This window comes from Rhodoferax sp. P2_H8_2, assembly GCF_056403235.1.
Window position 1 is genome coordinate 151,005 of record NZ_JBFUFW010000003.1, and the last position, 24,167, is coordinate 175,171.

The following is a 24,167-nucleotide window of genomic DNA, read 5'->3' on the forward strand; positions in this document are numbered from 1 at the left end:
GATTAACCCTTTACCGCTTTAACGGCTGCCTGTGCAGCTTCTGCCATGGTGTCTACCGAGATGATGGGCAGACCGGACTCGGCCAGCATCTTCTTGCCCAGATCTTCGTTGGTGCCCTTCATGCGCACGACCAGCGGCACGTTCAGGTTGGTGGCCTTGCAAGCCGTAATCACGCCAGTGGCAATGGTGTCGCACTTCATGATGCCGCCGAAGATGTTGACCAGAATGGCCTTGACCTTGGGGTTCTTCAACATGATCTTGAAGGCTTCGGTGACCTTCTCGGGGGTGGCACCGCCGCCCACGTCCAGGAAGTTGGCAGGCTCAGCGCCGAACAACTTGATGGTGTCCATGGTCGCCATCGCGAGGCCAGCGCCGTTCACCAGGCAGCCGATGTTGCCGTCCAGGCTGATGTAGGCCAGGTCGAACTTGGAAGCTTCCACTTCGGCCGGATCTTCTTCGTCCAGATCGCGGTAGGCCACGATTTCGGGGTGGCGGAACAGCGCGTTGGAGTCAAAGTTGAACTTGGCGTCCAGCGCCATCACATTGCCCTTGCTATCGCGGTTCAGCGGATTGATTTCAACCAGCGACGCATCGGTGTCCATGTAGCACTTGTAGAGCTTCTGAAAGATGTCCACGGCCTGGGCGGTGGAGTCCGCTGGCATGCCGATCGCATCCGAAATCTTTTTGGCTTGCGCGTCGCCCAGACCGGTCAGCGGATCGATGAACTCGGTGATGATCTTTTCGGGCGTGGAGTGGGCCACTTCCTCGATGTCCATGCCGCCTTCGCTGGACGCGATGAACGCCAGCTTCTGCGTGGCGCGGTCGGTCACGATGGACACGTAATATTCTTTGTTGATGTCGGCGCCGTCTTCGATGTAGAGGCGACGGACCTTCTGGCCTTCGGGGCCGGTTTGGTGCGTCTTGAGCTGCATGCCCAGGATTTCGCCAGCAATGCGTTTGACGTCTTCAATGGTCTTGGCAACCTTGACGCCGCCGCCCTTGCCGCGCCCACCGGCGTGGATTTGCGCCTTGACTACCCAGACCGGGCCGCCGAGCTTTTGGGCCGCTTCGACGGCTTCCTGGACTGTGAATGCTGGGATGCCGCGGGGAACGGGCACACCAAATTGGCGCAGGATTTCCTTGCCTTGGTACTCGTGAATCTTCATGACGTCTCTCTTAGGACTGGACAATTTTCGCCATGCTGCAGCGGGGAACTGAGGGGCCAGCATGGCACGGGAACACAGAGGCGGGACTGTATCATGCGGTTACAAACCAAGCTTTTACGGGGCTTACAGCGCAAGCTAGGCCCGTCTGACCACTGCACCCATGAAAAAGATCTTTATTGACGGCGAAGCCGGTACCACCGGCCTGCAAATCCGGGAACGGCTGCAAGCCGTGCCCCAGATTGAACTGCTCAGCATCGACCCATCGCTGCGCAAAGACCCGATCGCCAAGCGGGCGCTGATCAGTCAGGCCGACTTGGTCATTCTGTGCCTGCACGATGACGCCGCCCGCGAAACTGTCGCCATGGTGGACGGACTGGAAAAAAAGACCGGCAAACCCGGCCCACGCATCATCGACGCCTCGACAGCCCACCGCACCACCCCCGGCTGGGTTTACGGCTTTCCGGAACTGGCCGCCGGCCAGGCCGAAGCAGTCAAAAATGCGCAACGTGTCTCGAACCCCGGCTGCTATGCGACCGGCGCTATCGCGCTATTGCGACCGTTAATCGACGCGAAGCTGATTCCCGCCGATTTCCCGGTTTGCCTGCCGTCCGTCAGCGGCTATTCCGGCGGGGGTCGAACCATGATGGAGGCCTATGAGGCCGGCACGGCGCCCGCTTTTGAGTTGTATGCACTGGGCCTCACGCACAAGCACATTCCGGAAATCATGCAGTACACCGGCCTGACCCGGCGCCCGCTGTTCGTGCCCTCAGTGGGTAATTTCGATCAGGGGATGCTGGTGCAACTTCCGTTGCACTTGGACACTTTGCCCGGGAAGCCGTCGGCAAAAGCCCTGCACGACGCGCTGGCCCAGCATTACGTTGGCAGCACCTGGGTCACAGTGGAAGAGCCGACCGCCGACCTGAAACTGGATGCGGTGGCGCTGAAAGACACGAACAAGATGGAATTGCGCGTGTTTGCTAATGGAGAGTTTGGGCATGCCTTGTTGGTTGCCCGCTTGGACAACTTGGGCAAGGGCGCCTCGGGTGCTGCGGTGCAGAACTTGCAACTGATGTTGGGGCTGTAAGGGTCCTGACGTTGGCCCGCTGGCGTATGGGCGTTGTCGGCGGCAAGAAGAAGGAGTGTGCCGGCCCCCTCATGGCGTTACGCAAAATCGGTTGCCGACACACCCCTTCCTCTCGCCTTGTCGGCGGGCGCCAGACGGAAGATTCAGACCTCACCTCGCACGGGAGATGAGCGCTGAGTGGCAGGCTAGGGTCGGAAAGCGATTTTGCGTAACGCCATGAGCGCTCCGGCCATAGCCAGTCGCTCGGCGCGGTGCTGGCAAATCGGGGATTGCTGGGCGGACGATCGAAAGCGGGATTTGACTTCAGTCGTCGGACCCAGAAACCACTTTGTGAATGGTGTCCCCACCAAACCCCCGATTCGCCAAAAACCGCATCTGCTTGCCCCGCTCAGAAGCATCGGCAGGCGGTTGACCAAACTTTTTGCGCCAGACTTCGCGCGCGCGCTCCACCTCGCTGGCGCGTAACCAATCAATGGCGATGGCAACTGCTTCGGGCTCCAACCCCTTTTGCTGCAACTCCTGCTTGATCCGTGACGCGCCCAGCTTGGCGGAGCGGCGGTGAATGACGGACTCCACCACACGGGTTTCGTTGATGAAATCCTTGGCTGCCAACGTGTCCAGCACCTTGGCGAGTTGGCCGGGCTCTTCCTCGAATTTCGCCAGCTTGCGCTCCAACTCGGCACGCGAGTGCTCGCGGCCGCTGAGCAGGCGCAAAGCCCGGCCCGTGAGGGACAACGACGTAGTGGCCATTTACTGAACCCTCAAGCTGCCCGCGGAATGCTATTGTTTTAATAGCTGCTTACGCACATTCCACGGGCGCTGGAGGCACTTTTTACTCTGATTTTTCAGCCTTGTCGGCCTTCTTGCTCTTGGCAGCCTTGATTTCCGGCTCCGCCACTGGCAGCAGTGGGATGCCCAGCGAATCGCGCACCTTGTTTTCGATCTCGATCGACAAGTCGGGGTTTTCGCGCAGGAATTCGCGGGCGTTGTCACGGCCCTGGCCGATCTTCTCGCCCTGGTAAGCGTACCAGGCACCGGACTTTTCCAGGATACCGGCGGTCACACCCATGTCGATGATTTCGCCATGGCGGCTGATGCCCTCGCCGAACAAAATGTCGAACTCCGCCGTCTTGAACGGAGGCGCGACCTTGTTCTTAACCACCTTGACCTTGGTCTCGTTGCCGATGGCCTCTTCGCCTTTCTTGATGGTGCCGGTGCGGCGGATGTCCAGGCGGACCGAGGCGTAGAACTTCAGCGCATTACCGCCGGTCGTTGTTTCGGGGCTGCCGAACATCACGCCGATCTTCATGCGAATCTGGTTGATGAAGATCACCGTGCAGTTGGTCTTCTTGATGTGAGCGGTCAGCTTGCGCAGCGCCTGGCTCATCAGACGCGCTTGCAGGCCGGGCAAAGAGTCACCCATCTCGCCTTCAAGTTCGGCCTTGGGGGTCAGCGCCGCCACCGAGTCCACGATGATCAGATCAACCGCGCCGGAGCGCACCAGGCTGTCGACGATTTCCAGCGCCTGCTCGCCGGTATCGGGCTGGCTGATCAGCAGGTCCTGCAGGTTCACGCCCAGCTTTTGCGCGTACTGGATGTCCAGTGCGTGCTCGGCGTCGACGAAGGCGCATTGGCCGCCTTGCTTTTGCATTTCGGCGACGACTTGCAATGTCAGCGTGGTCTTGCCGGACGACTCAGGTCCGTAGATTTCAACGACGCGACCGCGTGGCAGACCGCCGACGCCCAGCGCAATGTCCAGCCCCAAGGAACCGGTGGAAACCACCTGGATGTCTTCAATCACCTCGCCTTCACCCAGGCGCATGATGGTGCCTTTGCCGAATTGCTTTTCGATCTGGGCCAGGGCCACTTGCAGTGCCTTGGCTTTCTCGCTGTTGGCGCCATTCGTGTTGTTGGGGTTCTTGACCGGTGCGTCCATGGAAATCTCCTTAAAAATCAAACAATTGGGTGGCATTCGTGCATCTGGCCAAACCACTGCGTTTTGCTACAGGCTGGATGCTTGAACAGTAGTTTAAGCGCATTGATTGAAATGCGTAAATACATTTTTTAGTCAGTTTGTATTACTATTTACGAAATGTCCGAAACCCCTAATTCCGCTCCCGAGCCGTGGCGCAGCAACCACCTCGGCCACTGGTTGCGTCTGGCGCTGGAGCGCTTTGACGGTCGAGTGATGGAACTGATGGCCCACCACCCTGGCGTTCCGCTGGGCCTGTCCAATCTGGCGGCACGCGGGCAGGTCGGCGCAGCGCATATCCACATCACGCGCCATCTGCCTCAAGGCGGCGCACGCCTGACCGCGTTGGCGCAAGCAGCTGGCATGACAAAGCAGGCCATGGGCACGCTGGTCAACCAGTGCGAGGCCTGGGGCATGGTGAGCCGCGAGGACGATCCACTAGATGCGCGCGCCAAGCGCGTGATGTTCACCGCCACCGGCTTGGCGTGGTTGACCGCGTACCAAGACGCAGTGGCGCAGGCCGAAGACGAACTACGCGCCGCCGTCAGCCCCGAAGTAGCCACGGTCGTGGCTTTGGGGCTGGAAGCCTACAGTGGACAGTAAGGCCTCCGAAAAAGTGCAGGCCTAGAATGACAGACACAGCGCTGGCAACAGCGCACACGAGGAGACAGACATGCGGATTTTGATTGCCGAAGATGACCAGGTGTTGGCCGATGGCCTCTTGCGGGCCCTGCGCAGCGCGGGTGCGGCAGTGGACCACGTCGCCAGCGGCACCGAGGCCGACGCGGCACTGATGACCAACACCGAGTTCGATCTGTTGATCCTCGATCTGGGCCTGCCCAAGATGCACGGTCTGGAAGTGCTGAAGAAACTGCGCGGACGCGGTTCCTCATTGCCGGTACTGATCCTCACCGCGGCCGACAGCGTGGACGAGCGCGTCAAAGGACTGGACTACGGCGCCGATGACTACATGGCCAAACCCTTCAGCCTGCAGGAACTCGAAGCCCGCGTGCGCGCACTGGTACGCCGCGGCATGGGCGCCACATCCAGCAGCATCAAGCACGGTCCGCTGACGTATGACCAGGCCGGCCGCGTTGCCACCATCGACGGCAAGATGGTCGAACTGTCTGCCCGCGAGCTGGGCCTGCTCGAAGTCTTGCTGCAGCGCGCTGGCCGCCTGGTCAGCAAGGACCAGTTGGTCGAGCGCCTGTGTGAATGGGGCGAAGAGGTCAGCAACAACGCGATCGAGGTCTACATCCATCGCTTGCGCAAAAAGATCGAGAAAGGGCCGATCCGCATTGCGACCGTGCGTGGCCTTGGGTACTGCCTCGAAAAAATTCCGGGCTAAACATTCGCTATGAATTCAGGAGCTGCTTACGCACATTCCACGGGCGTTGCAGCCATTTTTGCCTCTGAATTTGGCTCTGCGGGGCTCGGCGCGTGAAAATTTTCCAGCGTGAGCAGCGGTCACTGTTCGGGGAAATCCTGGACTGGATGCTCACGCCATTGCTGCTGCTATGGCCCGTCAGTCTGGTGCTGACCTGGCTGGTCGCGCAAGGCATTGCTGGCAAGCCGTTTGACCGCGCGCTGGAATACAACGTCGGCGCACTGGCGCAATTGATCACCGTCAACAACGACCGTGCGCAATTCGCTCTGCCCCTGCCAGCGCGCGAGCTGTTGCGCGCCGATGACGCGGACACCGTGTACTACCAAGTGGTGGGCGCCAAAGGCGAATTGCTCAGCGGCGAGCGTGAGCTTCCCGCACCACCCGAAGACGACAAAACACCCCTCGGCGAAGTGCGCATTCGCGATGCCGAATACCGCGGCGTCGATCTGAAAGTGGCCTACATGTGGGTGCGGCTGGACATTCCACAGTCAAAGCCTGCGCTGGTGCAAGTGGCGGAGACCATGGAGAAACGCTCCGTGCTGGCGACCGAAATCGTCAAGGGCGTGATGCTGCCGCAGTTCGTGATCCTGCCGCTGGCCGTGCTGCTGGTCTGGCTGGCGCTGGTGCAAGCGATCAAACCTTTGAACCATCTGGAAGAACGCATCCGCGCGCGCAATCCGGACGACCTGAGCCCGCTGGACGTGGAAGCCGTGCCCATGGAAGTGGCGCCGCTGGTGTCGTCGGTCAACGATTTGCTGATGCGGCTCAAAGAATCCATCGCCACACAAAAGCGTTTTCTGGCCGACGCTGCACACCAGCTCAAGACGCCACTGGCGGGTTTACGCATGCAGGCCGATTTGGCCCAGCGCGAAGGCGGTAGCGCCGAAGATTTGAAACTCTCACTGCGCCAGATTGGCCGCTCCAGCATTCGCGCGACCCACACCGTCAACCAGCTGCTGGCGCTGGCGCGCGCTGAAAGCAGCGGTGCGGTGCTGAGCCACCAGCCCTGCGATCTGCCGCGACTGGTCATGGACGTGGTGCGCGACAGCGTACCGCGCGCGATGGACAAGCACATCGACCTGGGCTACGAAGGTGCGGAGCCAGGCGTGGACGGCGGCACTCTGATGGGCAACGCCACGCTGCTCAAGGAAATGGTGCGCAATCTGGTGGACAACGCCATCAACTACACGCCTTCCACACCGGAGCGTCCGGGCGTGATCACCGCGCGCGTGTTGATTGATCCATTCAGCAAGGTGCTTGTGGTGCAAGTGGAAGACTCCGGCCCGGGCATCCCTGTTGCCGAACGGGACTTGGTATTCCAGCCGTTCTATCGGGCGCTGGGAACCGAGGCCGATGGATCAGGCTTGGGGCTGCCGATCGTGCTGGAGATTGCACGCCAGCACAACGCGACCATCACGCTGGACGACAGCCGTCCCGGGCAGGTGCCGCCTGGCGCCAGCTTTACGGTGCGTTTTTCGCGGGACAGCGAGGCCTGAGGCAAATCAGCCGCAGGCCTTGAGGAGCTGATTGCCTAAGGCGGACTTGAGTTCACCCAACCGGGCCTTCAGGCTATCGTTGACCGCAGGCAGTTTGAGCTGCGTTGCATTGCCGCCTTGCAGCTCCTGAACCACGTGGGCCGTGCGCACACCGCGCAGATTCAGTTTGGCCAGCTCTGTGTTGGCTTCGGCCTGGGTAGGAAAGCCGCCCAGTGATATACCAAGCTCCAGCGCCGGGTTTTGCAGCGGCTCCAGCGGCAACTTCATCACATTCAGTTCGCCGCGTTTTTTGACCAGCATTTCTTCATTCGGGTATTTGCCCATGTAGATGATCCAGCGCGGCGCGATCTGTATCGGCACCATCTGCCAGCTATTGGCAGGCCAGTTAGGCTCCAGCACGCGGCGCAGTGCGCTGACCTGGCCCTCGTTCAATGGGCTGACTTGCAGACATTCTTTTGGCGCCAGATCGGCTTGCAACTGCGCCTCGACACGGCTGAGCTCCTGCGTGGAGAGAATCTTCAGTCCTTCTGGTTTGACCTGCTGCTCCAGGCGCTGCGGCTCGCCCTGCTGTTCGGGTGCAAAGCCGTAGGCTTTCAGCATCCCATGGCTCCAGCCGAAGTAGATGCCGTTGATCAATAGCAGTGCCAGTACAAGCAGTCGCAACATAACTCAGATGGAAGAGGCTCGAATTTCAGTTTGCGGTCGCACACTGACCTCCGCGCTCGATATTTTTTTCAGACCGTGGGCAGTATGCACCAGCAACGCGCCGCTGGCATCTACGCCGCGCGCAGTACCCGTCATGCCGTCACTGCACACCACTTCGTTGCCGTAAAGCAGGTCCCGCGCGTGGTAAGTCGTTCGCAAAGGGCCGAAACCTTCGGCTGCAAAACGCTGCACTTGCTGCACCAGAGGCAGCACCACACGACCGAGCACTTCGGCGGCCTGCGCATCGGGTAACAGTTCGCGCAATGCTGCAGGCGCGGTGCGCAAATCGCTTGCCGCAGGAATGCTGATGTTGATGCCCACGCCAATCACCGCGTAGCGCACCTCGCCCACGCTGACGGTCTCGATCAGGATGCCACCCAACTTTCGGTCCTGCAGCCAGATGTCGTTCGGCCATTTCAATCTGAGCTCAGGATGCAGGCTGGACACTACTGCCAGCCCCACGGCCAGCGACAGACCAGACCAATCGGGTGGCGCCAACGGCAAGCCCAGCGAGAAAGTCAGCGAGGGGTTCTCGCCCTCCGCCGCGCCAGACCATGTGCGGCCCAGGCGCCCACGCCCAGCTGTTTGCCGCTCGGCGACCAACAGCGTGGGGTCCAACTGCCCGGCGCGTGCCCGGCGCATCAGCTCAGTGTTGGTGGAATCGATTTCGGGCAGTACCTCGACGGTAAACCCGGGCAACAGCGGCACGACGGCCTCCCAGATGGCCTCAGCAGGCCAGCGGAGGGGTTGCCCTACACCGCCCATTGCTTTAACGTTTTCCGCGTTTGGGGGCCAGCAAGGTGCCGCGGCACTTCTTTGCGCCGCACCAGCAGGGGTATTCGGCCTTCAGCTTCGGGGTATAGCGCTCGTCGATGATCAGACCGTAGTCGTAATTCAGCTCTTCACCGGCCTTGATATTGCGCAGCGCCTTGATGAACACGCGGCCGCCTTCTTCGTCGGCTTCGCAATTCGCATCGCACGAGTGGTTGATCCAGCGCGAGCTGTTACCGCCATACAGCGCGTCGATCACATGGCCTTCGTCCACATGAAAGTAGAACGTGTGGTTCGGATCCTTCGGGTCATGCGGGTGGCGGCGCTGCGCCTCGGGCCAGGAAATCACTTCACCGATGTACTCGATGATGGTCTCGCCTTCGGCAATATCCTGCAGCGCAAACACGCCCTTGCCATGCACGCCGGAGCGACGGGTCTGAATGCGTTTACTGGAGGAAATCGGTGCGGGTTTTGCCACGGCTCAAAAATTTGGTATGGTGAATCGTATGGGCGCGCATGTGCGTGCCCGCGTATGTGGGCGCGCGTACCTGCGCGCACGCGAGAGACTGGATTGTAGTCAGATGAAAACATTGATCATTGCCGAGAAGCCTTCCGTTGCCCAAGACATCGTGCGCGCCCTCACGCCCACGGCGGGCAAATTCGAGAAGCACGACGAGTATTTTGAGAGCGACGGCTATGTCGTTTCCAGCGCCGTGGGCCACCTGGTTGAGATCCAGGCGCCGGAAGAGTTTGATGTGAAACGCGGCAAATGGAGCTTCGCCAACCTGCCCGTGATTCCGCCGCACTTTGATTTGAAGCCCGTCGACAAGACCAAGACGCGCCTGAACGCAGTCGTCAAACTCGCCAAGCGCAAGGACGTGGACAAGCTGGTCAACGCCTGTGACGCGGGCCGCGAGGGTGAGTTGATCTTCCGTTTGATCGAGCAATATGCCGGAGGCGCCAAGCCACTGGGCAAGCCGGTTTCGCGCCTGTGGCTGCAGTCCATGACCCCGCAAGCGATTCGCGATGGCTTTGACCATCTGCGTACCGACAAACAAATGCAGCCGCTGGCCGATGCCGCACGCTGCCGTTCCGAGGCCGACTGGCTGGTGGGCATTAACGGCACGCGGGCCATGACCGCGTTCAACTCGCGCGATGGTGGTTTCTTCCTGACCACCGTCGGCCGGGTGCAGACGCCGACGCTGTCCGTCGTCGTAGAACGCGAAGAACAGATCCGCAAGTTCATCAGCCGCGACTACTGGGAAATCCACGCGTCCTTCGGCGCGCAGGCCGGCGAGTACGCTGCCAAATGGTTCAACCCCGCGCACAAGAAGGATGCGGACGACGCCGAGAAAAAGGCCGACCGCGTCTGGTCTGAAAAAGAAGCGCAGGCGATTGCCGACGCCGTGCGCGGCCAGCAGGCCACGGTGACCGAAGAAAGCAAGCCCACCACCCAGGCCTCGCCCCAGTTGTTCGACCTGACCAGCCTGCAACGCGAGGCCAACGGCAAGTTTGGCTACTCCGCCAAGACCACGCTATCGATTGCACAGTCTCTATATGAGCGCCACAAGGCACTGACCTACCCACGTACCGATTCGCGCTACCTGCCCGAAGACTACGTGGCCGTCGCCAAACAAACGCTGGAGATGCTGGCCGACAGCGGCATGAAGCACCTGGCGCCGTTTGCTGCGCAAGCCGTCAAGGGCAGCTATGTGAAGCCGACCAAGCGCGTGTTTGACAACGCCAAGGTCTCGGATCACTTTGCCATCATCCCGACACTGCAGGCACCATCTGGCCTGTCGGAAGCTGAACAAAAGATCTACGACCTAGTGGTGCGCCGCTTCATGGCCATCTTCTTCCCCAGCGCCGAATACCAGGTCACCACGCGCATCAGCAGCGCCGCTGGTCATTCCTTCAAGACCGAGGGCAAGGTACTGGTCAAGCCAGGTTGGCTGGCGATCTACGGCAAGGAAGCTGCGGACGAAGTGGCCGACGCCAAAGACGGCGACAAGGGCCAGAGCCTGGTGCCCGTCGCGCCTGGCGAGAAGGTCAAGACCGAAGCGGTCGACCCCAAGGGCCTGAAAACCCGTCCTCCTGCACGCTACTCCGAAGCGACCCTGCTGGGCGCCATGGAAGGTGCGGGCAAGACGGTCGAAGACGACGAGCTGCGCGAAGCGATGCAGGAGAAGGGCCTGGGTACACCCGCCACCCGCTCGTCCATCATCGAAGGCTTGATCGCCGAGAAATACATGCTGCGCGAAGGCCGCGAGCTGATCCCGACTGCCAAGGCATTCCAGCTGATGACGCTCTTGCGTGGCCTGGATGTGCAGGAGTTGACCAAGGCCGAACTCACCGGCGAATGGGAATACAAACTCAGCCAGATGGAGCACGGCAAGATGAGCCGCGAGGCCTTCATGGCCGAGATTGCGGCGATGACCGAGCGCATGGTCAAGAAAGCCAAGGAATACGACCGCGACACCATCCCCGGTGACTACGCCACGCTAAGCAGCCCGTGCCCCAACTGCGGTGGCATCGTCAAGGAAAACTACCGCCGCTACACCTGCACGGGGCCCAAGGGAGCGGACGAAGGCTGCGGTTTCTCTTTTGGCAAATCGCCGGCGGGCCGTACGTTTGAAGTTGCTGAAGTTGAACAGTTCCTGCGCGACAAACACATTGGCCCGCTGGATGGCTTCCGTTCCAAAGCAGGTTGGCCTTTCGTTGCCGAGATGGTCATCAAGTACGACGAAGACACCAAGAACTACAAACTCGAATTCGACTTTGGCAATGACAAGGCCGACGAAGAATCAGGCGAGCTGATTGATTTCAGCGGCAAAGAGCCGCTAGGCACTTGCCCCAAGTGTGGCGGCACGGTGTTTGAACACGGCAAGAACTACGTCTGCAACAAATCGGTGCCAACGATGGAGCAGCCCACACCGACCTGCGACTTCAAGAGCGGACAGATCATCCTGCAGCAGCCGATCGAGCGTACGCAAATGACCAAGCTGCTGGAAACCGGCAAGACCGACATGCTGGAGAAGTTTGTCTCGATGCGCACACGCCGCGCGTTCAAGGCCATGCTGGCCTGGGACGCTGAAGCAGGCAAGGTGAACTTCGAGTTCGCGCCATCCAAGTTCCCGCCGCGCAAGACCGCTGCCAAGACCGCAGCGGCGAAGACGCCTGCTAAGAAAGTGGCCGCCAAAAAAGCGCCGGCCAAGAAAGCGGCGGCGAAAACTGTCAAGGAAGCCAAACCCAAGGCACCACGCAAGGTCACCGCTGCCAGCGGCAAGACGCCCAGCCCCGAGCTGGCTGCGGTGATCGGGCCAGAATTGGTGGCCCGCCCACAGGTGATGAAGAAGCTGTGGGATTACATCAAGGCCAACAACCTGCAGGACGCGACCAACAAACGCGCTATCAACGCCGACGCCAAGTTGCTGAAGGTATTCGGCAAGGAACAAGTCACGATGTTTGAACTGGCTGGCATTGCGGGTAAGCATTTGAGCTGACATGGAATTCATCCCGGTCGAGGACGACGACTCCGAGCACGCGACACACACCCCCGCGGAGCGTGCGGCGGCGGCATCGCGCAGTACCTGGGTCAGCGTCATCGTCAACGTGGTGCTCTCGACAACACAGATCGTGGTGGGCGTGCTTGCCAAGTCGCAAGGCCTGATCGCTGATGGCGTGCATTCGCTGTCCGACCTGGTCGCTGACTTTGTCGTGTTGCTGGCCAACCGCCAAAGCCAGAAAGTCGCCGACGTAGACCACCCCTATGGTCACCAGCGCTTCGAGACCGCGGCCTCCCTGGCATTAGGTCTTCTGCTGCTGGCCGTGGGTGTGGGCATGATCTGGTCGGCTCTGCAAAAACTGGAAGCGCCCGAATCCATTGCCACTGCGCACGCCAGCGCGCTGTGGGTGGCGTTCGCCGCGATTGCGGCCAAGGAGCTTCTTTTCCGCTACATGCTGCATGTGGCCAAGGCCGTGAAGTCGAGCATGCTGGTTGCCAACGCATGGCACGCGCGCTCCGATGCAGCGTCATCACTGGTCGTGAGCATTGGCCTGATCGGCAATCTGGCTGGTTACCCGCTGTTGGACCCGATTGCCGCGCTGATCGTCGGCTTCATGGTTGGCAAGATGGGCTGGAGTTTCGGCTGGGATGCCATGCACGACCTGACCGACCGCGCCGTCAATGAAGCCGAGGTCTTGGCCATCCGCAGGACGGTGGAATCCACGCCAGGTGTCGCGGGTGTCCATGACATCCGCACCCGCAAAATGGGTGACATGGTCATTGTCGACGCCCATATCGAAGTCAAGGCTACGCTGACCGTCGAAGAAGGTCACAACATTGCCGTGGCGGCGCGTGCCGCTGTGATGCGCCGCCACCGCGTTCTCAACATGATGACCCACGTCGATCCGGCGCAGCGCCCGGACGCTGATCACAACGCCTGATTCCTGCGGTTCGCGTCAGGTGGCTGCGACATAATGCGGGCACTTTTATGCACCGCACCATATTCGACACCCCTATCGTCAACTCGGTGCTACGCGGCATCTCCTTGGCCACCCTCAAACTTCTGGGCTGGAAAGTGGAGGGCAGCCTGCCCCCGGGTTGCGAAAAAAGCGTATTCATCGCTGCACCGCACACCAGCAACTGGGATTTGCCTTTCACGCTGATGGTGGCCTTTGCGCTCAAGCTCAATATCTACTGGATGGGAAAACACCAGATCTTCAAATTCCCGTTTCACCACACGATGCGGTGGCTGGGCGGCATACCCGTGCAGCGCGACAAGGCCAGCAACATGGTGGAAGCTTCGGCGCAAGCCATCATCGACGCCGATGGCCCGCTACAACTGGTAGTGCCACCCGAAGGCACGCGCCGCAAAGTGCGTTACTGGAAGACCGGCTTCTATTACATCGCGCGGGGCGCCAATGTGCCAATCGTGATGGCCTACATGGACTACTCACGCAAGATCAGCGGCCTGGGACCGGTGTTCATGCCCACGGGCGACATCGAAGCTGATATGGTCGCGATCAAGGCCTTCTATGCCCCGTTCAAGGGCAAGAACTCGGACCAGTTTCACGCGGACTAGTTCCGGTTTGGATTGTTCGGTGCGCGGTCAACGGCATTGGGCACGCCGTCACGGTCACGATCACCCCTGCGCCAATTGCCGCGCTCCAATTGCCAGCGGTTGTCGTGCTGGACCCATCTGGGTTCAACAAATACATAACCGCGGCGTTCGCGTTCCCAGTGCCCCGGTTGCCAGACGTGGCGTTTGTTGCGCGCATTCCAGTAGCCGGGCACCCACACATAGCCCCTGCGTGGAGCGGGCACGACCTCGTTGCGCGGAGGTGGGGGCGCGATATTCAGATAGACGCCGACCTGCGCACTGGCTGTCGTCGGAATAGCAGTAGCACCCAAGGCCGCGACGCACAGCGCGGCCATTAGAGATTTACGGAATTTCATAAAACATCCTTCGTGGTTGCGTATCAACGCTTACGAAGTTATTCATCCGCCCTGCTACCGTCTGTTCGCTACAGCACGTATTGCAATGATCAGTGCTGTTGCGCGTTGTGCGTGCCGGTCAGCAGGCGGTCGGTGTAGGCAATCGCCAGCGCGCTGGCCAGGAAGGTGACGTGGATCAGCGTTTGCCAGAGCAACACTTTTTCGTCGTAGTTGGCGGCGTTGATAAAGGTCTTGAGCAAATGGATGGAGCTGATGCCGATGATGGCGGTGGCCAGCTTCACTTTCAGTACCGATGCGTTTACGTGGCTTAGCCACTCAGGCTGGTCCGGGTGGCCGTCGAGGTCCATGCGGCTCACAAAAGTTTCGTAACCACCCACGATCACCATGATCAGCAGGTTGGAGATCATCACCACGTCGATAAGCGCCAACACCACCAGCATGATGATGGTCTCGTTCAGCACTGGAACGCTTGTATCGCCCTTGTAGCCAATGCTGGTGATCAGCGCCTGCAGCGCGGTCTGGCTGCCAAACGCGGCTTCCAGCAGATGCACCAGCTCCACCCAGAAGTGGAAGACATAGACGCCCTGCGCGGCGATCAGGCCCAGGTACAGCGGCAACTGCAGCCAGCGGCTGGCGAAGATGAAATTCGGGATCGGGCGCAGTTTGCGCGGAGCGCCGGGCGTGTGGGGCGTTGGAGTAGTCATGTATCAGGCACCTATGAAAAAGCGCCTGCATTGTAGGGTTTCGCTAGCTTGCCCCCGCACCGGGTAGGGATGCTGCCACTGTCTTCAGGATTTCATTCGACAGTGCTTCATCGTCCACCGCGCGCGCCAGTATCAGCGCGCCCACCATGCTGGCGTAAGCCACGATTGCGCGCTCCCGCTTCAGCGCCTTGATGCGGCCCGGTGCGAGACTTGTAAACAAATCCAGCAACTTGCGCGTGCCCTCGGTTACCGCGTGGCGCAGGTTGGGGCCTTGGCGCGCCACATCTGCGCCCAGCGATGCCAACACACAACCCTCGCCCGGATTGTCGCGGTGCTGCTTGCTCAAATAGCCCTTCATCACGGCGGCCAGCGGCTTGTCGGGGTAGCGCTCGGCGACGCCCGTCCAGGTATCCACTGCGTTGTCGAACGATCGCTCGCAGGCCTCGGCCATCAGCTCTTCCTTGGACGCGAACTGCCCGTAAAAGCCACCGTGCGTTAGCCCTGCGCTATTCATTAAGTCCGAAACACCAATGCCGTCAAAGCCGCGTTCGCGGAACAGTTTGGCGGCGACTTCGAGCACGCGGTCGCGGTTCTGGCTGGCTTGTTCCCGTGTCACTTTCATGGTCATTCCTTGGTAGTGGCTTGTATTTTAAATGATGTACGTCATATAATTCAATCATGATGATCATCATTTAACAGGAGTCCTCCATGAAAGCAGTCATCGCTGGTTACGCCCGTTCCCCATTTACCGTTGCCAAGAAAGGGGCGCTTGCCGGGGTGCGCCCGGACGACATGGCCGCGCAGGTGGTCAAAGGGCTTTTGGAACGCACCAAGCTGGACCCGGCGCTGTTGGAAGACGTGATCCTGGGCTGCGCTTACCCCGAAGCGGCGCAGGGCAACAACCTGGCGCGCATCGTCGGACTGCTGGCCGGTTTGCCCACGGAAGTCGGCGGCATGACCGTCAACCGCTTCTGCGGCTCGTCCATGCAGGCCATCCACATCGCCGCCGCGCAGATTGAGGCGGGTATGGGCGATGCCTTCCTGTGCGTGGGCGTGGAAAGCATGACCATGGTGCCGCAAGGCGGTTTCAACTTCTCGCCGAATCCGCATCTCTATGAAAACACCGACGCCTACATCAGTATGGGCGACACCGCCGAGAACGTGGCCGAGCGCTGGAACGTCAGCCGCACCGACCAGGAAGCGCTGGCCGTCGAATCGCACCGCAAGGCCGCCGCAGCGCGTGAGCAAGGGCGTTTGAGCGACGAGATCGTTGCCATCACCACCACGACCGGCGAACAGGTCACGCAAGACGGTTGCATACGCCCCACCACCAACGCTGAAGCACTCGCCGCACTGCGCCCCGTGTTCAAGGCTGACGGCGTGGTCACTGCCGGCACGTCTTCTCCACTGACCGACGGCGCCGTCGCCGTGTTGGTCACCAGCGAAGCCTTTGCCAAACAGCATGGCTTGACCGCCACCGCACGCATCGTGTCGTTTGCCAGCGTGGGCGTAGACCCGGCCGTGATGGGCATTGGCCCGATACCCGCCACACGCAAGGCATTGGCCCGCGCAGGCCTGACCGTGGCCGATCTGGATGTGGTCGAAATCAACGAAGCGTTTTCATCGCAGGCGCTGGCCTGTATTCGCGACCTGGGTCTGGACCCGACCACCGTGAACATCGACGGCGGCGGCCTCTCCATCGGCCACCCGCTGGGCGCCACCGGCGCACGCATCACCGGCAAGGCCGCAGCCCTGCTGCAACGCGAAGGCGGCCGCTACGCATTAGCCACCCAATGCATTGGCGGCGGCCAAGGCATTGCCACCATTCTCGAACGCATCTGATCTAACAACTGAAAGCACCATCATGAAAATCAAGAACTCCGTAGTCCTCGTCACCGGCGCCAACCGCGGCCTGGGCCAGGCCTTTGTCAACGCGCTGCTCGAAGCGGGCGCCGCCAAGATTTACGCCGCTGCGCGTGACCCCAAGAGCATCACGCTCGAAGGCGTAATCCCCATCAAGCTGGATGTCACCAACGCCGCCGACATCGCCGCTGCCGCCAAACAGTGCACGGATCTCACGCTGCTGATCAACAACGCAGGTATTGGCCGCGGCGCATCGTTCCTCGCTGCGGGCAGCGTAGACGCCGCGCGCGCTGAACTGGAAACCAACTTCTTCGGCCCGTTGATGTTGAGCCAGGCGTTTGCGCCTGTCCTCAAGGCCAACGGCGGTGGTGCCATCGTCAATGTTCTGTCCGTGCTGAGCTGGCTCAACATTGCCTTCGCCGCGACCTACAGCGCCTCCAAGTCCGCCGCCTGGTCTTTGACCAACGGCTTGCGCGGCGAGTTGCGCGAACAGGGCACGCAGGTCGTTGGCCTGCATGTGGGCTTTATGGACACCGATATGGCACGAAATGTGCCTGGGCCCAAGGCCGACCCGCTGGACGTTGCGCGCCAGACGCTGGCTGCACTGGAAGCGGGCAAGGACGAGGTATTGGCGGATGAACTCAGCCGCAATGTGAAGCTGGGGCTGTCGACAGAAAACGCCCCTTACCTCGGAGCAGCCACTGAATAGTCTTTCATCTACTTTTTGAAAAGGATCGCCATGTATTACGGACTCACCCAACTGGGCGTGTGGCACACCGCCATCAGCCTGATCGCCGTTGCGGCCGGATTCGTGGCCTTCTTCAAATACAAAGAGATCAACTGGCAGACCACAGTGGGCAAGGTCTATGTGCTCACCACCATCATCGTCTGCATCACCGGCTTTGGCATCTTCCAGCACGGCGGCTTTGGCAAGCCGCACGCGCTTGGCATCATCACGCTGATCGCACTGGCCGTCGCCGCCCTGGCGGAGCTGACCACCGTATTTGGCAAAGCATCCAAGTACCTCAAGACCGTGTCCTACTCGGCCACGTTCCTGTTCCACTGGATTCCCGCGATCACCGAGACCAGCACCCGCCTGCCGCTGGGCGCGCCGCTCTTAGCCAATGCCGAAGCGCCGGAACTGAAAGCCGCTACCGGCGTGTTGCTGGTGTTGTTCCTGATCGGCACCGGACTGCAGATCCAGCGCTTGCGCAAAGCCTAAGCCTGATTGCGCAGGTAGTTCTCAAACTCCGGCGCAGGGCAGGGCTTGGCGAAGAAGTAGCCCTGGCACTCATCGCAACCCTGCGCCTTCAGGTATTGCAACTGCTCCGCCGTCTCTACGCCTTCCGCCACCGTGCGCAGGCCCATCTTGTGGGCCAGCGTCATGATCGCGTCGACGATGGCCCGGTCGTTGGCATCTTTATGGATGTCGTTGACGAACGAGCGGTCGATCTTCAGCTTGCTGACCGGGAAGCGCTTCAGGTAGCTCAGCGATGAATAGCCGGTGCCGAAATCGTCAATCGACAGATGCACGCCCATCGCGCGGATGCGGTGCATGGTCTCCAGCGCCAGGTTGGCGTTGGCAATCACCATGCTCTCGGTGATCTCCAGTTGCAGCAGCTCGGGCGGGCATTGGGCGGCGTCCAGCGCCGCCTGAATGGACGCATCCAGCACCGGTGAATTGAACTGCCGCGCCGACAGGTTCACCGCCACCGGGATCGTGCCCAAGCCCTGGTCCTGCCAGGCCTTTGCCTGCAGGCAAGCCTGTTGCAGCACCCAGTTGCCAATCGGAAGAATCAAACCCGTTTCTTCTGCGATACCGATGAACTGGATCGGCGGCACCATGCCCAGCACCGGGTCCTGCCAGCGCACCAGGGCCTCCGCCGAGGTGACCTTGCCCGTGCTCAAACTGACGATGGGCTGGAAGTACACGCGCAGCTCGTTGTTCTCCAGCGCGCGGCGCAGCCCGGTCTCTATGCGCAGGCGCTCCGTCATGCTGTCGTCCATCTCCGGTGTGAAGAAGGCCATCGCACTGCCGCCCTGCTCCTTGGCGCGGTACATCGCGGTATCGGCATGGCGGATCAACACATCGGCCGTGTCGCCATCGCGCGGATAGACGCTGATGCCCAGACTCGCGCCCACGCTCATCACATGGCCATTGAGCTCCATGGGCTCGCTCAGCGCCTTCAGAATCTCCTGCGCCACTTGCAGCAGGTCCTGCGCCTGCGCCATGTCGGAGAGCACCAGAACAAACTCATCGCCGCCCAAACGCGCCACGGTGTCGCCCTCGCGCACACAGGCCTTCAGTCGCTTCGCCACGGTCTGCAGCAGCACATCGCCCTGGCTGTGGCCCAGGCTGTCATTGACCATCTTGAAACGGTCCAGATCCATCAGCAGCACACCCGTCACGCGGTGCGCGCGGTGCGCATAAATCAGCGCCTGCTCCAGCCGGTCGGTCAGCAGATTGCGGTTGGCCAATCCTGTCAGCGCATCGGTATTCGCCTGGTGCTCCAGCGCCTCGGTGTTGCGTTCAATCTCGGCGCGCTGCTGCTCCAGCGATTCCGCCATGCGGTCCACTACCAGCATCATGTCGCCCAACTCGCCCTTGGGATAGGGGGCGCCGATGCGCTCCTTGAAGTTGCCCTGGTCCAGCCGCGTGACCGCGGCAATCAGGCGCGCAGCCTGGCGGCGCAATGCAAACTCACCCCACGCCATTGCCACCACCAGAATCATTGCCGAGAACGACAGCAGCAGAAACAGCGCCCGCTTGAACTGCCGCTCTTCGCGCTCCAGCAAGTCCGCCTGTGGCACGCTCAGCGCCATCCACAGGCCCGTACCCAGCGTGCGTGGCAGTGTGGCCTTGGTCCAGATACGGGCATCCTTGCCCCTACCAATGGTGGTCAGCTTGCCAACGTCGCCCGAAAGCACAAAGGCCTTCTCGGTCGGCCCCGGCGTCAGCGTCATCGCGCCGCGGCCCTGGTGGTCCATCACCAGGCTGGCATCGTCGTTCCAGATCTGGAAATTCATGTGGTCATACGGCATGGTCGCCGCCACCGTATGGCCAAACTCATCGAGGTTCAGTGACGCCAGCAACACATACTGCAGCTCGCCCTCTGCATTGCGCACCGGGTAGGCAATCTGCAAGACGCCTTTGCCGGTCAGGCGGCCCATCGCCGCTTCCACTACGTAGCGACTGGTCTGCTGTGCGCGCCGGAAATAGTTGCGGTCAGTCAGGTTCAGCACGCGGCCGGTCTGCAGCGAATCGCAATGCAGCATGCCATTGGGCTTGATGGTCAGAAAGCCGGTGTACTGTGGGTGCTCTTTCAGAACATCGCCCAGAAATTCGGAGCAGGCCTCCTTGTTCGCACCGCCCAATAGCGGCACCTGCCCCAGGCCAAACAGCAACTGCGCCGTGCCGCTGATGCGGTCATCCAGATCGCTGGCAATGGTCTCGGCCCGGTTGGTGAGCTGCTGCTGCGCCCGCTCTATGGTGTCTGCCCGGTTTTCAAACAGCACCCACAGCATCGCCAGCACCGGCAACAACGTGGCGGCCAGGATCAGCGACAGCAGGCGCGCGCGCAAGCTCATCGCAAAGCCTCTGCGCAATGACGGAATTCACACAGCAAGATGGATTCGTTAGGCATTCAAAAGACGCGTTGTTGGAGTCGACCGGCCCGAGGAATCATAAGGCCTCACAGCCCCATGAACTACTACGATTTTGATAGCTGTTTACGCACGTTCTATGCCTGCTAGAGGCACTTTTTCTTGTAAAGCCTAAGCGCCCTGTTTGCCAAGCGCGTTGATCTGCTGAATCAGCGTGCGGTGGCTTGGCAACGCGAAGGCGGCTGCTATGCGCTCGCTACGCAATGCATAGGCGGTGGGCAAGGAATTCCCGCCATCTAAAAATCGTAAATGTGCTCGAGCGTTCCATTGGACTTCTGCACGGCGTCCAACAGGCTGCCTAATTTCTCTACTGGCAAGAGGTACAACAGCCGGGTGCGAGGCCCGCCGCCTGCATCCGGAAGATGAACCGGCGATGCTGCAAGGACGTAAACATCCTTTTCGGCCTTAAACCCTGAGGATGCAATGACACCCACTGTCACGAAAGAATGACCTGAAATGGTACGAAATACTCCGCCCACAGCAGTAATTTTCGGAGCTATCTCTGTGAATGGGTGGTACCGGGGAATAACTGCATAAACCGCTCCATGCTCGCCGCCAACGACATTGATACGCGAATCCAAATCCGCCAACTGCCCCCGATCGCCGAGCAATCTCACATAGGTGTCAACATCAGCAACACCATAGGCCTCATGTGTCGCCCATTCAATGAGAGAGGCATACCCCCATTTGAGGGCATATTCGATTGACAAAATGGTTCGTCTCTCGTATTTGCGCAAACGCGAGGGGCCATGCTGCGGAACCTCGGCCCAGCAATTGACGAGGGCTTTATGGAAGTCATATTCATACCAAGGTCGCAACCGTATGAAGTTCACATAGTCAGCTGCCACCTTGGCAGCATATTCATCCTCTGCCGTGGAATATCCAGAAAACCATTCGAAGGTACGCCCAACTGTTCCTTCGTACGCTGCCTTCAGCCCAAACTCAATCGTCGTGCTGATGCCAATGACGCGCACCATAGTGTGATATTCAGAGTCCGTCGGGTAAACACCTTCAATCTCGGCAGCCAGGCGGCCATAGAGCCGCCAATAGTCTTTCAGGTACTCACCATAAGCGAATGCACTCGGCGGCTCTTTTGATATGGCTTGTGCATAGTCATCCGAGATGAACACAATGAACCATTCCGGCACGCTCAGATAGGCGTTGCTGGGTTTCCGAAGTTCGTTCGGAAGTGGGGCTGCAATTGAATTGCCAGGTGCCAAGCCTTTGACGGATTGACGGTCTTCCTCTGAAACACTGCGATAGCCTTGTTGAAAGTAAAAGTATGCAAATCCAATCGTCCCAACCAACAAAACAGTGATCGTCGCTAGAAATGCGAGTAGAAACTTGGCGGTTCTTTTCATAGTTGAATAATAGGACGACAGGGCGTTTTCTATAGCCCATAAATTCTTGAATAATAAGAGGCAGCCCGACAAAAGGGTAACAACAGGGAGTCATATGTTTTCGATCAGGCGCTTTTCCGCAGCTGCTTCGGTAGCAGCATTTGCTTTTTTTGCGACTTCAGTCTGGAGTCAGGTCAGCCCCAGTGGGACTGTTGTCAATGACGTCACCCAGATCAACCCTATCCGCGTTGAGGGAGTCATTACTCCGCACTCTGTGGAAGAGATAGTCGCAGCGGTAAAGACGCATGCAGGCCCCATTTCCATTGGCGGAGGGCGCTACAGCATGGGCGGCCAGACTGCCACCGAGCAGGCCATCCAGATCGACATGCGACAGTTCGACAAGGTCATTGATTTCTCTAAGGAAAAAAAGCAAATCACGGTTCAAACCGGAATCACATGGCGAAAGATTCAAGAGTTCATTGATCCTAGTGATCTTTCGCTACAGATCATGCAAACCTATGCCAACTTCACTGTAGGTGGCTCGCTCAGCGTCAATTCGCACGGCCGCTATGTTGGCCAGGGCCCACTGGTGTACTCGGTCCAATCTATCCGCTTGGTTTTGCCCAACGGAGATTTGATCAACGCAAGCCCAAGCCAGAACAAAGAACTGTTTTACAGCGCCATTGGCGGGTATGGCGCAATGGGTGTAATCGTGGAGGCCACATTGAACCTAGCAGACAACTCGAGGGTCGAACGCAAGTCGGAAGTGATGCCACTGAGTCAATACAAGGATTACTTTTTCAAAACCATTCGGAGCAACCCCGATGTAATCTTCCACAACGCAGATATCTATCCCACTGCATTCAACACCGTTCGAGCAAATTCCTACATAAAAACCGAAAAGCCCGTCACGGTGTTTGACAGACTAATGCCTCTCGGTCAGGACTACAAGACCGATCGCTTCGCCTTTTGGGTAATGTCTGAACTCCCTGGCGGCAAGGCTCTACGACGCTATGTTGTAGATCCATTGCTTTTCTCAGGCGACCGTGTTGAGTGGCGGAATTACGAAGCAAGTTATGACGTCAAAGAACTGGAGCCCGCTTCGCGCAAAGACTCGACCTATGTGCTTCAGGAATACTTCATCCCCGTAGAAAAGCTGGACGAGTTTGTGCCAAGGATGGGGGGAATTCTGAACAAGCACAAGGTCAACGCCATCAACGTATCGATCCGACACGCAAAGCAAGACCCCGGCACGATGCTGGCCTGGGCACGCAGCGAGGTCTTCGCTTTTGTTCTCTACTACAAACAAGGAACAACAGATGATGACCGCAAGGCTGTCGGCGCGTGGACCAGAGAGCTGATTGATGTAGCGATCTCATTCAACGGCGCTTACTACTTGCCCTATCAGATTCACGCGACTGACCAGCAATTTCATGCCGCATATCCAAATGCCAACGCATTTTTCGCGCTTAAAAAGACGGTTGACCCAACCAATAAGTTTCGCAACAAGCTGTGGGATGCGTATTACAAGCCTTGAGCAGTCAATGCCCTAGACCCGAACCAGCTCGAACAGCGCGTTGCGCGTCGGGTCACCCGGCTGGTACAAAACCTTTGGCGCTCTTTTGAACCCAAAGCCTTCCAGATACTCAATCAACCGTTCCAGCGATGTGAAATTGCGTATTTCTTCCTGGTTTGTGTGCCAGCCGGTACCCAGCCCCAGGTTGAAAACATCATGCGCCAGCGCCGCCATACGATTGGCGTCGTCTGAATTCACATCGTGATCGCGAACAATCATTCTTCCTCCAGGCCTGAGGATGCGATGCAACGAAGCCACGAATGCATCCCGCTTTTCCGGCGGGCTGTGATGGAAGCCTATGAAATTGCTGATGAGGTCCAGACTACGATCCGCGACCTGGGTCGACGAAACAGGCGCATAGTCATTCAATGAAACATAGCGGCCGAGCTTTGTGAGCTGAGCCCGCTCCACAATGTCTGCCGGAGAAAATGTGGGCTGATCCGTATGCAACAACACCACGTCTCCACGCAGACTCACAGATGATTTGAATTTACTGATGTACCGGCCCGTCGTTCCAATTTCCATGTAGCCGTTGATAGTGCGCGATGTGCCCAGAAGTTCCATAGTCTGCCGTGCCATCTCCACTTTTTGGCGCGCCAGAGCGGGAAGGGCGTACCGCACATCAGCTAGCAGTGGCTTGATTTCAGCAATACGACTCTGCACTTTTTTGTAAATGCTTTTGTCCGTCATTTCGGACTGCATTACATCTTCAATCAGCGCGTCAAATCTATCTTCCGGATACAGGTGGTAGACATTCTTTAGAAACAGAAAGAAGTCGGCCCGGAGTTTTGGCGACCCGTAAATGGCCTTGAAATTGGATGAGCCTGCTATAGCCCAGACATTCTGTTCATCCGACGTCGCGGCCATTGCCACGCTGAACGACTTCTTTTCCATAGCGCATATTGCAGCCATGCAATACATCGCATTCAGCAAATCTCGCCGACTCAAGCCATCGCCCATAGCTCCTCCTGAAATGATTTTT

The 24,167-nt window shown here is 59.4% G+C and carries 23 protein-coding genes; 11 read left to right on the forward strand and 12 right to left on the reverse strand.

The window, feature by feature from the left end:
• Positions 1–2 precede the first annotated feature (2 nt).
• Positions 3–1,166: an ADP-forming succinate--CoA ligase subunit beta gene (gene sucC, locus AC1DV6_RS06365; protein ID WP_477976234.1), complete on the reverse strand. Its 1,164-nt coding sequence runs from the start codon at positions 1,164–1,166 to the stop codon at positions 3–5.
• A gap of 160 nt (positions 1,167–1,326) precedes the next feature.
• On the opposite strand from sucC, the gene argC reads away from it, so the two are divergent.
• Positions 1,327–2,250, forward strand: coding sequence for an N-acetyl-gamma-glutamyl-phosphate reductase (gene argC / locus AC1DV6_RS06370; RefSeq protein ID WP_477976235.1), 924 nt, complete (start codon positions 1,327–1,329; stop codon positions 2,248–2,250).
• Between the two features lie 303 nt (positions 2,251–2,553).
• Here the strand turns inward: argC and recX are convergent, their stop codons facing one another.
• Positions 2,554–3,000: a recombination regulator RecX gene (gene recX / locus AC1DV6_RS06375; protein WP_477976237.1), complete on the reverse strand. Its 447-nt coding sequence runs from the start codon at positions 2,998–3,000 to the stop codon at positions 2,554–2,556.
• A gap of 82 nt (positions 3,001–3,082) precedes the next feature.
• The gene (recA, locus tag AC1DV6_RS06380; RefSeq protein WP_477976239.1) at positions 3,083–4,186 is read right to left on the reverse strand and encodes a recombinase RecA; all 1,104 of its coding nucleotides are present in this window, start codon (positions 4,184–4,186) and stop codon (positions 3,083–3,085) included.
• 156 nt (positions 4,187–4,342) lie between these two features.
• Here recA and AC1DV6_RS06385 point away from each other — a divergent pair, with 156 nt between their 5' ends.
• From AC1DV6_RS06385 to AC1DV6_RS06395, 3 genes are all read left to right on the forward strand, one after another.
• Positions 4,343–4,825: a MarR family winged helix-turn-helix transcriptional regulator gene (locus AC1DV6_RS06385; protein WP_477976241.1), complete on the forward strand. Its 483-nt coding sequence runs from the start codon at positions 4,343–4,345 to the stop codon at positions 4,823–4,825.
• 70 nt (positions 4,826–4,895) lie between these two features.
• The gene (locus tag AC1DV6_RS06390) at positions 4,896–5,570 is read left to right on the forward strand and encodes a response regulator (RefSeq protein WP_477976243.1); all 675 of its coding nucleotides are present in this window, start codon (positions 4,896–4,898) and stop codon (positions 5,568–5,570) included.
• A gap of 92 nt (positions 5,571–5,662) precedes the next feature.
• A complete protein-coding gene (locus tag AC1DV6_RS06395; RefSeq protein WP_477976245.1) occupies positions 5,663–7,105 on the forward strand; it encodes a sensor histidine kinase in 1,443 nt (480 codons plus the stop codon).
• A 6-nt stretch (positions 7,106–7,111) separates the two neighbouring features.
• Here the strand turns inward: AC1DV6_RS06395 and AC1DV6_RS06400 are convergent, their stop codons facing one another.
• Genes AC1DV6_RS06400 through AC1DV6_RS06410 form a run of 3 tightly spaced genes read right to left on the reverse strand, consistent with a single transcriptional unit; the run spans position 7,112 to position 9,059 of the window.
• Positions 7,112–7,771 carry an SPOR domain-containing protein gene (locus tag AC1DV6_RS06400; protein WP_477976247.1) on the reverse strand — a complete coding sequence of 220 codons (660 nt, stop codon included), beginning with the start codon at positions 7,769–7,771 and terminating at the stop codon, positions 7,112–7,114.
• 3 nt (positions 7,772–7,774) lie between these two features.
• Positions 7,775–8,575, reverse strand: coding sequence for a biotin--[acetyl-CoA-carboxylase] ligase (locus AC1DV6_RS06405; RefSeq protein WP_477976249.1), 801 nt, complete (start codon positions 8,573–8,575; stop codon positions 7,775–7,777).
• A 4-nt stretch (positions 8,576–8,579) separates the two neighbouring features.
• On the reverse strand, positions 8,580–9,059 hold the full coding sequence (locus tag AC1DV6_RS06410; protein WP_477976251.1) for an SET domain-containing protein: 480 nt from the start codon (positions 9,057–9,059) through the stop codon (positions 8,580–8,582).
• A 103-nt stretch (positions 9,060–9,162) separates the two neighbouring features.
• Between AC1DV6_RS06410 and AC1DV6_RS06415 the strand changes: the two genes are divergently transcribed.
• Genes AC1DV6_RS06415 through AC1DV6_RS06425 form a run of 3 tightly spaced genes read left to right on the forward strand, consistent with a single transcriptional unit; the run spans position 9,163 to position 13,665 of the window.
• On the forward strand, positions 9,163–12,084 hold the full coding sequence (locus AC1DV6_RS06415; protein ID WP_477976253.1) for a DNA topoisomerase III: 2,922 nt from the start codon (positions 9,163–9,165) through the stop codon (positions 12,082–12,084).
• A gap of 1 nt (position 12,085) precedes the next feature.
• Positions 12,086–13,027 carry a cation diffusion facilitator family transporter gene (locus AC1DV6_RS06420; protein ID WP_477976255.1) on the forward strand — a complete coding sequence of 314 codons (942 nt, stop codon included), beginning with the start codon at positions 12,086–12,088 and terminating at the stop codon, positions 13,025–13,027.
• 47 nt (positions 13,028–13,074) lie between these two features.
• Positions 13,075–13,665 (forward strand): lysophospholipid acyltransferase family protein, encoded by a 591-nt coding sequence (locus tag AC1DV6_RS06425; protein ID WP_477976257.1) that lies wholly within the window; start codon positions 13,075–13,077, stop codon positions 13,663–13,665.
• Here the strand turns inward: AC1DV6_RS06425 and AC1DV6_RS06430 are convergent.
• From AC1DV6_RS06430 to AC1DV6_RS06440, 3 genes are all read right to left on the reverse strand, one after another.
• Positions 13,662–14,039: a YXWGXW repeat-containing protein gene (locus AC1DV6_RS06430; RefSeq protein ID WP_477976259.1), complete on the reverse strand. Its 378-nt coding sequence runs from the start codon at positions 14,037–14,039 to the stop codon at positions 13,662–13,664. The two genes, AC1DV6_RS06425 and AC1DV6_RS06430, sit on opposite strands and share 4 nt — an antisense overlap.
• Positions 14,040–14,128: 89 nt before the next feature.
• Positions 14,129–14,743, reverse strand: a complete 615-nt coding sequence (locus tag AC1DV6_RS06435; RefSeq protein ID WP_477976261.1) for a TIGR00645 family protein — start codon at positions 14,741–14,743, stop codon at positions 14,129–14,131.
• A 43-nt stretch (positions 14,744–14,786) separates the two neighbouring features.
• Entirely contained in the window at positions 14,787–15,365 is a 579-nt protein-coding gene (locus tag AC1DV6_RS06440; RefSeq protein WP_477976263.1) for a TetR/AcrR family transcriptional regulator, read from the reverse strand.
• Positions 15,366–15,451: 86 nt separating this feature from the next.
• Here AC1DV6_RS06440 and AC1DV6_RS06445 point away from each other — a divergent pair, with 86 nt between their 5' ends.
• Genes AC1DV6_RS06445 through AC1DV6_RS06455 form a run of 3 tightly spaced genes read left to right on the forward strand, consistent with a single transcriptional unit; the run spans position 15,452 to position 17,828 of the window.
• Positions 15,452–16,585 (forward strand): thiolase family protein, encoded by a 1,134-nt coding sequence (locus tag AC1DV6_RS06445; protein WP_477976265.1) that lies wholly within the window; start codon positions 15,452–15,454, stop codon positions 16,583–16,585.
• A gap of 22 nt (positions 16,586–16,607) precedes the next feature.
• A complete protein-coding gene (locus AC1DV6_RS06450; RefSeq protein ID WP_477976267.1) occupies positions 16,608–17,315 on the forward strand; it encodes an SDR family oxidoreductase in 708 nt (235 codons plus the stop codon).
• 30 nt (positions 17,316–17,345) lie between these two features.
• Positions 17,346–17,828: a hypothetical protein gene (locus AC1DV6_RS06455; protein WP_477976269.1), complete on the forward strand. Its 483-nt coding sequence runs from the start codon at positions 17,346–17,348 to the stop codon at positions 17,826–17,828.
• Here the strand turns inward: AC1DV6_RS06455 and AC1DV6_RS06460 are convergent.
• Both AC1DV6_RS06460 and AC1DV6_RS06465 read right to left on the reverse strand, forming a co-directional pair.
• Positions 17,825–20,194 (reverse strand): bifunctional diguanylate cyclase/phosphodiesterase, encoded by a 2,370-nt coding sequence (locus AC1DV6_RS06460; RefSeq protein WP_477976271.1) that lies wholly within the window; start codon positions 20,192–20,194, stop codon positions 17,825–17,827. The genes AC1DV6_RS06455 and AC1DV6_RS06460 overlap by 4 nt on opposite strands.
• A 311-nt stretch (positions 20,195–20,505) precedes the next feature.
• Positions 20,506–21,630: a hypothetical protein gene (locus AC1DV6_RS06465; RefSeq protein ID WP_477976273.1), complete on the reverse strand. Its 1,125-nt coding sequence runs from the start codon at positions 21,628–21,630 to the stop codon at positions 20,506–20,508.
• Positions 21,631–21,724: 94 nt separating this feature from the next.
• On the opposite strand from AC1DV6_RS06465, the gene AC1DV6_RS06470 reads away from it, so the two are divergent.
• Positions 21,725–23,146 carry an FAD-binding oxidoreductase gene (locus AC1DV6_RS06470; protein WP_477976275.1) on the forward strand — a complete coding sequence of 474 codons (1,422 nt, stop codon included), beginning with the start codon at positions 21,725–21,727 and terminating at the stop codon, positions 23,144–23,146.
• A 12-nt stretch (positions 23,147–23,158) separates the two neighbouring features.
• Here the strand turns inward: AC1DV6_RS06470 and AC1DV6_RS06475 are convergent, their stop codons facing one another.
• A complete protein-coding gene (locus tag AC1DV6_RS06475; protein WP_477976277.1) occupies positions 23,159–24,145 on the reverse strand; it encodes a methyltransferase domain-containing protein in 987 nt (328 codons plus the stop codon).
• Positions 24,146–24,167: the final 22 nt, after the last annotated feature.

Excerpts from the sequence above, each read along its gene's own strand:
- sucC (WP_477976234.1), bottom strand. The coding sequence starts at position 1,166 with ATGAAGATTCACGAGTACCAAGGCAAGGAAATCCTGCGCCAATTTGGT.
- argC (WP_477976235.1), top strand. The coding sequence starts at position 1,327 with ATGAAAAAGATCTTTATTGACGGCGAAGCCGGTACCACCGGCCTGCAA.
- recX (WP_477976237.1), bottom strand. The coding sequence starts at position 3,000 with ATGGCCACTACGTCGTTGTCCCTCACGGGCCGGGCTTTGCGCCTGCTC.
- recA (WP_477976239.1), bottom strand. The coding sequence starts at position 4,186 with ATGGACGCACCGGTCAAGAACCCCAACAACACGAATGGCGCCAACAGC.
- AC1DV6_RS06385 (WP_477976241.1), top strand. The coding sequence starts at position 4,343 with ATGTCCGAAACCCCTAATTCCGCTCCCGAGCCGTGGCGCAGCAACCAC.
- AC1DV6_RS06390 (WP_477976243.1), top strand. The coding sequence starts at position 4,896 with ATGCGGATTTTGATTGCCGAAGATGACCAGGTGTTGGCCGATGGCCTC.
- AC1DV6_RS06400 (WP_477976247.1), bottom strand. The coding sequence starts at position 7,771 with ATGTTGCGACTGCTTGTACTGGCACTGCTATTGATCAACGGCATCTAC.
- AC1DV6_RS06405 (WP_477976249.1), bottom strand. The coding sequence starts at position 8,575 with ATGGGCGGTGTAGGGCAACCCCTCCGCTGGCCTGCTGAGGCCATCTGG.
- AC1DV6_RS06415 (WP_477976253.1), top strand. The coding sequence starts at position 9,163 with ATGAAAACATTGATCATTGCCGAGAAGCCTTCCGTTGCCCAAGACATC.
- AC1DV6_RS06420 (WP_477976255.1), top strand. The coding sequence starts at position 12,086 with ATGGAATTCATCCCGGTCGAGGACGACGACTCCGAGCACGCGACACAC.
- AC1DV6_RS06425 (WP_477976257.1), top strand. The coding sequence starts at position 13,075 with ATGCACCGCACCATATTCGACACCCCTATCGTCAACTCGGTGCTACGC.
- AC1DV6_RS06430 (WP_477976259.1), bottom strand. The coding sequence starts at position 14,039 with ATGAAATTCCGTAAATCTCTAATGGCCGCGCTGTGCGTCGCGGCCTTG.
- AC1DV6_RS06435 (WP_477976261.1), bottom strand. The coding sequence starts at position 14,743 with ATGACTACTCCAACGCCCCACACGCCCGGCGCTCCGCGCAAACTGCGC.
- AC1DV6_RS06440 (WP_477976263.1), bottom strand. The coding sequence starts at position 15,365 with ATGAAAGTGACACGGGAACAAGCCAGCCAGAACCGCGACCGCGTGCTC.
- AC1DV6_RS06445 (WP_477976265.1), top strand. The coding sequence starts at position 15,452 with ATGAAAGCAGTCATCGCTGGTTACGCCCGTTCCCCATTTACCGTTGCC.
- AC1DV6_RS06450 (WP_477976267.1), top strand. The coding sequence starts at position 16,608 with ATGAAAATCAAGAACTCCGTAGTCCTCGTCACCGGCGCCAACCGCGGC.
- AC1DV6_RS06455 (WP_477976269.1), top strand. The coding sequence starts at position 17,346 with ATGTATTACGGACTCACCCAACTGGGCGTGTGGCACACCGCCATCAGC.
- AC1DV6_RS06460 (WP_477976271.1), bottom strand. The coding sequence starts at position 20,194 with ATGAGCTTGCGCGCGCGCCTGCTGTCGCTGATCCTGGCCGCCACGTTG.
- AC1DV6_RS06465 (WP_477976273.1), bottom strand. The coding sequence starts at position 21,630 with ATGAAAAGAACCGCCAAGTTTCTACTCGCATTTCTAGCGACGATCACT.
- AC1DV6_RS06470 (WP_477976275.1), top strand. The coding sequence starts at position 21,725 with ATGTTTTCGATCAGGCGCTTTTCCGCAGCTGCTTCGGTAGCAGCATTT.
- AC1DV6_RS06475 (WP_477976277.1), bottom strand. The coding sequence starts at position 24,145 with ATGGGCGATGGCTTGAGTCGGCGAGATTTGCTGAATGCGATGTATTGC.